7 protein-coding genes are annotated in these 10,275 nt (G+C 42.0%); 2 read left to right on the plus strand and 5 right to left on the minus strand.

Annotation, left to right across the window (positions count from 1 at the left end; genetic code table 11):
* Positions 1 to 581: 581 nt before the first annotated feature.
* The gene (locus ACH0QE_RS12295) at positions 582 to 1,448 is read left to right on the plus strand and encodes an SDR family oxidoreductase (RefSeq protein ID WP_415800937.1); all 867 of its coding nucleotides are present in this window, start codon (positions 582 to 584) and stop codon (positions 1,446 to 1,448) included.
* A gap of 37 nt (positions 1,449 to 1,485) precedes the next feature.
* On the opposite strand, the gene ACH0QE_RS12300 is transcribed toward ACH0QE_RS12295, so the two are convergent.
* From ACH0QE_RS12300 to ACH0QE_RS12320, 5 genes are all read right to left on the minus strand, one after another.
* A complete protein-coding gene (locus ACH0QE_RS12300) occupies positions 1,486 to 2,529 on the minus strand; it encodes a LacI family DNA-binding transcriptional regulator (protein WP_415800938.1) in 1,044 nt (347 codons plus the stop codon).
* Between the two features lie 127 nt (positions 2,530 to 2,656).
* Positions 2,657 to 4,189 (minus strand): alpha-amylase family glycosyl hydrolase, encoded by a 1,533-nt coding sequence (locus tag ACH0QE_RS12305; protein WP_415800939.1) that lies wholly within the window; start codon positions 4,187 to 4,189, stop codon positions 2,657 to 2,659.
* 68 nt (positions 4,190 to 4,257) lie between these two features.
* Positions 4,258 to 5,100, minus strand: a complete 843-nt coding sequence (locus ACH0QE_RS12310) for a sugar ABC transporter permease (RefSeq protein ID WP_415800940.1) — start codon at positions 5,098 to 5,100, stop codon at positions 4,258 to 4,260.
* 1 nt (position 5,101) lies between these two features.
* A complete protein-coding gene (locus ACH0QE_RS12315) occupies positions 5,102 to 6,385 on the minus strand; it encodes a carbohydrate ABC transporter permease (protein ID WP_415800941.1) in 1,284 nt (427 codons plus the stop codon).
* Between the two features lie 457 nt (positions 6,386 to 6,842).
* Positions 6,843 to 8,120: a sugar ABC transporter substrate-binding protein gene (locus ACH0QE_RS12320; RefSeq protein ID WP_415800942.1), complete on the minus strand. Its 1,278-nt coding sequence runs from the start codon at positions 8,118 to 8,120 to the stop codon at positions 6,843 to 6,845.
* A gap of 371 nt (positions 8,121 to 8,491) precedes the next feature.
* Here ACH0QE_RS12320 and ACH0QE_RS12325 point away from each other — a divergent pair, with 371 nt between their 5' ends.
* Positions 8,492 to 10,252: an alpha-glycosidase gene (locus ACH0QE_RS12325; protein ID WP_415800943.1), complete on the plus strand. Its 1,761-nt coding sequence runs from the start codon at positions 8,492 to 8,494 to the stop codon at positions 10,250 to 10,252.
* Positions 10,253 to 10,275 lie beyond the last annotated feature (23 nt).

Genomic DNA, 10,275 nt, shown 5'->3' on the forward strand with positions numbered 1-10,275 from the left:
GATGAAACAATCCTGATCACTTGCCAGGTTGGATTGAGAGGTTACCTAGCTTCCCGTATCCTTCAGCAAAACGGATTCAAGGTCAAGAACCTGACAGGCGGCTACAAGACTTATTCAATCTTTAAAAACAAACTTTAATAATATGAATGGAGCGGCTTCCTTTTAAGGAGGCCGCTTCATTTTTATTATGCAATGCAGACCTCCTGCTTTACCCCTCTTTGGATTTTCTGCATCATTTGGGTCAATGCAGACCTCCTGCTTTACCCTTTTTTGGATTTTTTACATCATTTAGGTCAATGCAGACCTCCTGCTTTACCCCTTTTTGGATTTTCTGCATCATTTGGGTCAATGCAGACCTCCTGCTTTACCCTTTTTTTGGGTTTTTTACATCATTTGGGTCAATGCAGACCTCCTGCTTTACCCTTTTTGGAGTTTATTTCACCATTTTGGGTAATGCTCTAAAAATACGGATCTTCATTTTTACCTTTCCCCTATTAATTGAAGGAATTTCCATGTTTTTTCTCTGGATTTTAAAGGAATTTAAGTAATGGTGAATTTAATTTTTTAGGAGTGGATTTATTATGCCTACTGATAACAATAAAAAAGGATTCCCGCCTCAGCATCAGGACCATCAGCCTGGTACAGAGCCGGAAATGCATCCTGAGCCTAAGTCAGTCGATGAAAATTATAAAGGATCTGGAAAACTTTCCGGGAAGGTTGCCCTTATTACAGGTGGCGACAGCGGAATCGGCAAATCTGTTGCGATTTATTTTGCAAAGGAAGGTGCGGATGTCGCGATTGTCTATCTTGAGGAAAGCAATGATGCCAACACCACTAAAGAACTAATCGAAGCTGAAGGCCGGAAATGCCTGCTCCTTGCTGGTGATATCGGCAGTGAGCATTTCTGTGAGGAAGTGACGAAGAAAACTCTTGAAGAGTTCGGTAAAATTGATATCCTGGTCAATAATGCAGCAGAACAGCATCCGCAAACGAGCTTGCTCGATATCTCTGCGGACCAGCTGGAGAAGACATTCCGCACGAATGTATTCTCCATCTTCCATCTTACAAAGGCTGTCCTTCCACATTTAAAGAAAGGCAGCACAATCATAAATACATCCTCTATAACTGCATATAAGGGTAATGAGAAGCTAATTGACTATTCTTCGACTAAAGGTGCTATTGTTTCTTTCACGCGTTCCCTAGCCATGTCCCTGGCGTCACATGGCATCCGCGTCAACAGTGTAGCTCCTGGCCCGATCTGGACTCCGCTCATTCCTTCCACCTTCACTGCTGAGGAAGTAGCGAAGTTCGGAACGAATGCTCCAATGGGACGAGCCGGCCAGCCATATGAGCTGGCACCCGCATACGTCTATCTGGCAAGCAATGACTCTACTTATGTTAACGGACAGACAATTCACGTAAATGGCGGAACTATCGTAAATGGATAAACAAAAAAGCAAAGCTATGCTTTGCTTTTTTTACATACTAGATAAGTGCTTCTTTATTATCCTTAGGATTGCCGCAAGAATATCGAGTGACAATTTTGAACGGAACGATAATTTTTTTTACTGGCTCGTTAGGATTCTCTATAATTTGAATCAAACTTTTCGCAGCCTGGTATCCCAGGTCGAAAATGTTAATATCTACAGAAGTTAAAGGCGGTCTTGCCATCTCGGCAATCAGTACATTGTTAAAGCTGACGATGGAAACATCTTGTGGCACTGCAATTCCCATTTCATCAAGCTTATTCAGCACACCTAGTGCCATCAAGTCATCGGCAACTACCATTGCGGTAGGAGGCTGATCTAACGAAAGTAAGACCTCGACAGCATCCTGGCCGCTTTCTCGTAAGAATTCATCATTGACAATGTATTTGTCTTCTAGGTAGATTCCAGAGTTTCTTAAGGCTTTTTCATAGCCTAGCAGACGTTCAACCGTCACGACTAAATCCAGATTTCCACCAATGAAAGCAATTCGATCATGACCAAGCTGGATTAGATGCTCGGTCACTTCTTTACCCGCTTTAAAGTTATCATTATCGACATAACTGGTATTTTCATCATCTTTAAAAGGCTTGCCGATCACAACAAACGGAAACTTTCTTTCCTTCAAATAAGCAATGACCCTGTCTTCCACCTTTGAATATAAAAGAACCACACCATCTACTCTGCCACCCTGAACCATCGCGACAACACCATCGAAGATTTCATCCTCTGTTTTTCCAGTTGTCATGTGAAGGGCGTATTGCTTTGAATGCGCTCCTTCGCTCAAACCTGTCAAGACAGTTGGAAAGAACGGGTTCTGGAAGACGACATCAGTAGAGCTTGGCATTACCAGGCCGATTGCCCGGGTAGATTGGCTAGCTAGGCTTCTGGCGATGAAGTTTGGGTGATACCCAAGCTGGTCCATAACCTCCCTGACTCTCTCTTTCGTTTTTTCGCTTATCCTCGGACTATTGGCGATTACACGCGAGACAGTTGAAGGCGCGACGTTAGCTACCTTCGCAACATCTTTTATTGTGACAGCCATAAAGTTCCCCTCCCTTCTGCCAGAAAAAATCCTTTATCTCTATTATAAATGATTTGTCCCATATTTTTGCTTATTTTTTCAAGCCTCCATTAAACAACAATGGAGGCAGGTTTTGGTCTTGCTCTCATTAGTCCTTGCTTCGCTTCCTTCTTTTGAAAAGGAGGAAAATGAAGCCGAAGAACGCTGCGTATACAGCCCCCATTGTCGCTAAATATGGAATATTCAACCCTGTTTTTTCAGCTAGCACATAAATCTCTGCTTTTTCACGCACCAATGCAAGGTTATACTCCCCATCCTTGCTTCTGACAAGATCATTCGCAAGCAAGCCTCTCAGCTCTTTGTCATCCTCTAACTGATCCGCTGTCAGTGTGACATTCTGGGTACTTGAAGTATTATTAATCGCAATGACTGCAGTTTCATTCTCATAGGTCCTTTTGAAAACAGCCATTCCTTTCTTTTCATAAAGGACTTCAAAATCGCCTCTTCTTAATGAAGGAAGTTCATTGCGCAGCTCGCCAATTTTCGTAATGTAGTCGATTAATTCTTTATCCGTCCTGAAGTTCATCTGTCTCCGGTTATCCGGGTCTTCCCCACCGTCAAGGGCGATTTCACTTCCATAATAGACAATAGGTATACCTGGAGCAGTGTACATATAAGTCAGCGCCATCTTCCATCTTGTTCCTGGATGGTTCCTATTCTGCACTGCCTTCCTTGTGAACCTGACCATGTCGTGGTTATCAATAAAATTGCCCATCAGTTCGGGGTTCTCATAAATCGACTTATTTCTTTTTGCTGTTGTTAAAAGCCAGTCCAATGTCTGATCAGGCTTTTCAAATGCGGTACGCAGCTGCTCATTCAATGGGAAATCAACAAACCCATCGATTCCTGCCTTATCATATTCAGCGATATAATTCGGATCCTCCGACCAAACCTCGCCAATCAGATAGAAGTCATCTTTAACACTTTTCACTTCTTTTGAAAAATCTTCCCAGAAGTCAACCGGTACGTGCCGGACCGTATCGAGCCTGTAACCGTCTATATCCGTTTCTTCAATCCACCATTTAGCAGCATCCAACAAATATTTCCTTGTCTCAGGGTTTTCCTGAGCTAAATCAGGAAGGCCATAAAGCCAGTTATTCTCCAGCTGTTCCTGGTCATTCCAGTCGACAATATCCTGTTTTTCATGGAACCAGTTTTTCTTGGCTGGATCGTTTACCCATTCATGTTCTGGAGCGACATGGTTGACAACAAAATCAAGAATGATCTTGATGTCACGATCATGTGCCTCTTTTACCAGCTCTTTGAACTTTTCAACGCTGCCAAAATGCTCTTCCGTATTATAGAAGTCCTTGATCCAATAGCCATGGTAGCCTTTATCTGCATTATCGAATACAGGCGTCAGCCAGATTGCGGTAAACCCCATATCCTTAATATAATCCAGCTGGTCGATGACACCCTGGAAGTCGCCTCCATGATAGGCTTTTGGGTCATTTGCATCAACCTCAAAATCATTGCTGTTGTCACCGTTATTAAAACGGTCAACCATTAAAAAATAAATTGTTTCATCCTGCCATTTGCGTCCTTCATTTTCAACAGCGCCTACCGGGAGGGCGTTAAAAAGAAGAAACGGAATCAAGATGAAGATGAGAATTTTTTTCATCTCCGGTCCTCCTCATAATTTAAGCAAAGACCAATTGGCCTTTGCTTAAAAGTGTTTGCCCTAATAGATTATCCTTTTGTTCCTCCTGCCGTCAAACCAGAAACAAAGTATTTTTGGAATGATAGGAACAGGATTGCAATCGGTACCGCGATTAGAACGGCACCGGCAGCAAATGTTGTGAATTCTGCACCGAACTGTTTGGCAACCATATCATATAGACCAACAGCAAGTGTGTACTTTTCTTCTGTACGTAAAAGGATCCTTGCAAGGATGAAATCCCCGAATGGAGCGATGAACGCGAACAATGCTACAACCGCGATGATAGGTGTTGCAAGCGGCATGACGATCTGGAAAAAAATCCTCAGGTGGCCGGCACCGTCCATTTTAGCTGATTCATCAAGTTCTTTCGGAATTGTATCAAGATATCCCTTCATCAACCAAGTATTCATCGGGATTGCTCCCCCAACATATACAAGGATCAAGCCTAGATGAGTGTCAAGTAAGCCAGTCAATAAAGCAAGGATGAAAATCGCAATCAACGCTGCAAAGTTAGGAATCATCTGCAGGATCAAAAATGTCATCAAGCTGTTTTTACGTCCGATAAAACGATAGCGTGAAAATGAATACGCCGTCAGGCTGACAAGGATGACTGTAAACAACATTGTCAGTACACTTACCTTCAGCGAATTCCAGTACCAGTACAAGTACGCGCTTTGGTTAGTATCGAAAAGTTCCTTATAGTGAGCAAGGGTAGCATTTTCCGGTATGATGCTTGAACCGGATAAGCTTTGGCCCGGATTGAAGGATGAACCGACAATCCAGAGTAGTGGGTAAATAATAATAGCAAACATAGCTAAAATGACAAGGTACGTTAATGTCAGTCTGAGATATTTCTGTCGTTTGATACTCATATTACATCATATCCTCTTCTTGGAATGATTTCGTTCTCTTGAACTGCCATAAAGCTACTCCAATAACGATTAATGAAAGGAGCATTGTGATAGCAGCAGCTTTAGAATATTGTGCAGATGTCATCGTTAGGCTGTATATCCACGAAATAAGGATATCTGTCCCACCTGCATTCGCTCCTGGAACTGCAGGCCCGCCGCCATTAAAGAGATAAATGATATTAAAGTTATTGAAGTTGAAAGTATACTGTGTAATCAGGATTGGTGCTGTTGCGAAAAGCACTAACGGCAATGTGATGTTCTTGAACTTCTGGAAGTTCGTGGCTCCATCAACAGTCGCTGCTTCATATAATTCTTCCGGAATGGATTGAAGGACACCGGTAACCATAGCGAAAATGAACGGGAATCCAAGCCACGTTTGAATCATGATCAATGCGACTTTCGTATACATAGCTTCTGTCATCCATGGAATCGGATCAATTCCAAAGAAACCAAGAATGTCACGGTTAATGGCACCGAATGACTCATTGAACATACCAGCAAATACAAGGATTGAAACGAAAGCCGGTACTGCCCAAGGAAGAATGAACACTGTACGGATGATTGCCTTTCCTTTTACATCCTTCTGGTTTACGAGAATCGCCAGGAACATTCCCAATGCAACCTGGAAAGTTGTAGCAACGAATGTCCAGATGATTGTCCATGAAAGTACAGAGAAGAATGTCTGACGCCATGATTCTAATTGGAACAAATCAAAGAAGTTTTTAAGTCCGACCCAGTCAACCAATTTTGCGGGTGGTGAATGGTATAGATCATAGTTAGTGAATGCTAGTAAAACTACGAATAGAATTGGGAATACAACAACAAAAATCAATAGCAGGAATCCAGGTGACATGATCAAATATGGGAATCCATTATCAATCAGGTTATTATATTGCTCCTTAACAGAGCTTAAACGCTCTCCCATGTCTCTTTTCAAACCAGTCTTATATGCATCATTCAAATTAAATAGATAGAAACCGATTCCAAAGAGCAGGACAATCAGTGCCAGAATCCCTTCAACCATCAAGAAGATGGAATGGTCACGTGGCGTCTGCTCTCCGAGTGTAAACAGACCCCATAAACCCATGTTGAGCAGATCTGCGAATACTCCGAAGAATGCACCGGTCAAAATAAGAAATGCAATCCCTTTTAAATATTGTTTGTTGTATAGCTGTCCTAGCCCTGGAATAATCGAAAGGGCTGTTGCTATTCTACGGTGGTTGGTTTGATAGGATTTCTTCTCCATCCTATATTCCCCTTTCTCTTTCTATGTTTTTTAAGGCCCCTAATCGTTTAACCCGCTTCTTATGCTTACTTTAGACCATACTCCCTCCGCTTAGTTAAGAGGCTTTGTAAAAGAATGGATAAGTAATGACTGGAAACTACGATCCTGCGAAGAGACCTTGGTAAAAGCATCAGATGCTTTATGAGAACGAATACATTGTTTTCCGTACTTGAAATTTTCTCGACGGATCACATATTTATTGTATCGAATTTTCCTGTTTTCACTCTCATGAAGCACCTGATTAGGTATATTTCTATTTTAGCGCAACCGTTTGCTCAATGAAAGACTTTTTTACTGCCGTTTTCGTAAACTTTGTGACTTTTCACATACCGCTTAGGAAAACAAAGAAATTGGAATATACTGCTGGAAAATATAACAGTACCCCCCATGGGAGGTACTGCTATATCAACTAGTACTATTATTTAGAGTGGTTTTGCTCAATGTTTTGCTGAATTTGTTTTACAGCTGAATCAAGAGCTGCTTTTGGCTCTGCTTTGCCTGTTACAACAGTTTGCAATGCACTTGCCATTGGAGACCAAACTTCACCCATTTCCGGGATGTTTGGCATTGGAACTGCGTCTTGAGTTTGAAGTGCAACAGCTTTAGCGCCTTCGTTCTCAGCGATTGCTGGATCGTCAACAAGTGCTACGTTTGTTGGAACTTCAGCCGTTTGTTCGAAACGGTATTTCGCATTTTCGTCGTTAGTGATGAACTCAAGGAACTTTGTTGCCCATTCCTGGTTCTTAGAGTAAGAAGAAACGTGCCAGCCTTTAACACCCATGAAAGTCTTCATTGGAGTGCCATCAGCGAATTTAGGGAATGGAGCTACACCAAAGTCGATGCCAGCATCTTTCATTCCACCGAATGCCCATGGTCCGTTCATGACAGAAGCAACTTTTCCTTCGTTGAATAGTCCGTCCATAGCAGATCCGCCGTTTTCACCGATGATTCCGTTAGGGAATAACTTTTCAGCATACCACTTCTGGATGTACTCAGTACCTTTTACAGCACCTTCGTTGTTCAAGCCAAGATCTTGAGGGTTAAGAGCGCCGTCTTTTTCACCGAATACATATCCGCCGTTACCAGCGATTGGTGCATGTGCAAAGTAGAAGTTATCCCAAAGTGCAAGGAAACCGTACTTGCCGTCTTTAGTGTTAGCTTTTGCGAATTCGTAAAGATCTTCCATTGTAGCAGGAACTTCAGTCATAAGAGCTTTGTTGTAGATGAAAACTGGAGTTTCAGCAGACTTTGGAAGTCCGTATAATTTACCATCGAAAGTTTGTGCGTTGATTGAAGACTCAGAGAAAGTGCTCTTCACATCGTCGCTTACATTTAGTTCAGCAATGTGTCCTTGAACTGCAAGCTCACCGATTTGGTCGTGTGGAAGAGTGATGATGTCCGGGCCAGTTCCCGCAGGACCGTCAAGACGTAATTGTTCTTTCATTTTTGTAGCCATTTCTACTTCTTTGAACTCGATTTTAACACCGTGTTCTTTTTCGAAGTCTGCTGCTACTTTTTCTAGCCAGCCAGACTTATCTTTGTCTTCCCAAACTACTAGCTTCTCTGGTTTAGAAGCGTCTTCTGTTTTCTCGCCGTTGTCTTTTGAACCTGTGTTTTCTTCTTCTTTAGGTCCACAAGCTGCAAGTGCGCCGATCATTAAGACCAGCATCATGAAAATCGACAATGCCTTTTTCATGTGTATACCCCTCCTAAAAATGTGTTGTAACTAATTATTGCGCAGAACGCTCACTGCCTGTGCAAACGTTTGTAATTCAGCTTGCAAGTCTATGAAAACGATTGCACAACCTACCTCTTATTATAAAGACTTAAATTCTTTTGACAACTAGTTTTTTTAATTTTTTTTAAAAGTCATGTTAAATCATTAAAGTTTTGTGAATCAACTTTTTAATAATTGACATTTCAAATTGAGTGGTCTACCCTTGTTTTAATCTTGATGTATTGTAGCTCTTTCCGTTAAAATTTCATCAGATAGAGCATTAAATTCACTTTTTGCTCGTTTGGAAAGTCGCAATCATAAAAGTTAATAGTGAAAGGAATGGTTCCAACTTGTTAAAAGAAGCGATTTACCACCGTCCTAAAGATAATTATGCATACGCTTGCACTAATGAAGAACTACATATTCGCATTCGCACAAAAAAAGATGATTTGAAAGAAGTTTCCCTATTAAATGGCGATCCATATGACTGGCAGGATGGAAAATGGAACACCAATATCGTTCCAATGATTAAGAGCGGCTCAGACCAGTTATTCGATTACTGGTTTGTCTCTATTAAGCCTCCTTTCCGCAGGATGCGTTACGGATTTATTTTAAATGATGGCAACGAAACAGCTTGTTTAACTGAAAAAGGATTTTACGATGAACCTCCTTTGGATGATACAGGCTATTATTATGCATTCCCTTACCTTAACAATATCGATGTGTTCCGTGCTCCATCATGGGTCAAAGATACAGTTTGGTATCAGATTTTCCCTGAACGCTTTGGCAATGGAGATCCATCAAATGATCCAGAAGGCGCTTTGCCATGGGGCAGTGCACCACCTGAAAGGGACAATTTTTTTGGCGGTGACCTTCAAGGTGTAATCCAAAATATTGATTATCTGGCCAAGCTTGGAATCACCGGTATTTATTTTACGCCTATTTTCAAAGCCTATTCCAACCATAAATACGATACGATTGATTATATGGAAATCGATCCACAATTCGGAGATAAAGATACCCTGAAGAAGCTGGTCCAGGTATGCCACGAAAATGGCATCAAGGTCATGCTGGATGCTGTCTTCAACCACAGTGGATTCTATTTCCCTCAGTTCCAGGACGTACTGGAAAAAGGTGAAGAATCTCCTTATAAGGACTGGTTTCACACTACCGAATTCCCGCTAGTAATGGAGCCAAGGCCGAATTATGATACCTTCGCTTTTGAAAAATCAATGCCGAAGCTGGATACGGAAAATCCTGAAGTCATTGAATATCTGCTTGAAGTCGGCCGTTACTGGGTCCGCGAGTTTGATATCGACGGCTGGAGACTTGATGTCGCCAATGAGGTCGACCACTCTTTCTGGAGAAAATTCCGTACTGAAGTGAAAGCAATCAAGCCTGACCTCTATATTCTCGGTGAAATCTGGCACGATTCAATGCCATGGCTGCGTGGCGACCAGTTTGATGCTGTCATGAACTATCCTTTTACGACAAACATCCTAAACCTGTTTGCGCGTGGAACTATTTCCGTAAAAGAATTCATCGAGAACATGACGACAGTCAATCATATGTATCCGAAAAACGTCAACGAGGTTGCCTTCAACCTAATCGGCAGCCATGACACACCACGAATCTTGACCGAGTGCGGCGGTGACGAGGATAAAGTTAAACAAATCTTCACTGTATTGCTTTCTTACATCGGTACGCCATGTATCTATTACGGTGATGAAATTGGCATGAGCGGCCCGCAAGATCCAGGATGCCGAGAATGCATGAAGTGGAATGAAGAAGATCAACACCAGGATATGTTCACACACGTCCAAAAGATGATCCAGCTTCGCAAAGAATATCCGCTCCTGGCAAATGAAGGTGAACTTCACTTCATCCCATCTGACTATCATGAAAGCTGCTTTGCTTATACGAAATCCAACGGCGAAACAACCATTATGGTAGTCGTGAACATGAGCGATGAAGAAGCAAGCTATCCTCTGCCATTCAACCTAAAAGGCAGGAAAATCACTAATATCTATACTGGCGAAGAATACGCAGCAGAAAGTGATGACCTTACAGCCAAGATTGCTGCAAATGGATTCGCATTGTTCCAATTTTAACTTTGTACACCCCTTTCCTATTT

Source organism: Mesobacillus sp., assembly GCF_047739415.1.
GTDB lineage: Bacteria > Bacillota > Bacilli > Bacillales > Cytobacillaceae > Mesobacillus.

Excerpts from the sequence above, each read along its gene's own strand:
- ACH0QE_RS12300 (WP_415800938.1), bottom strand. The coding sequence starts at position 2,529 with ATGGCTGTCACAATAAAAGATGTTGCGAAGGTAGCTAACGTCGCGCCT.
- ACH0QE_RS12310 (WP_415800940.1), bottom strand. The coding sequence starts at position 5,100 with ATGAGTATCAAACGACAGAAATATCTCAGACTGACATTAACGTACCTT.
- ACH0QE_RS12305 (WP_415800939.1), bottom strand. The coding sequence starts at position 4,189 with ATGAAAAAAATTCTCATCTTCATCTTGATTCCGTTTCTTCTTTTTAAC.
- ACH0QE_RS12315 (WP_415800941.1), bottom strand. The coding sequence starts at position 6,385 with ATGGAGAAGAAATCCTATCAAACCAACCACCGTAGAATAGCAACAGCC.
- ACH0QE_RS12320 (WP_415800942.1), bottom strand. The coding sequence starts at position 8,120 with ATGAAAAAGGCATTGTCGATTTTCATGATGCTGGTCTTAATGATCGGC.
- ACH0QE_RS12295 (WP_415800937.1), top strand. The coding sequence starts at position 582 with ATGCCTACTGATAACAATAAAAAAGGATTCCCGCCTCAGCATCAGGAC.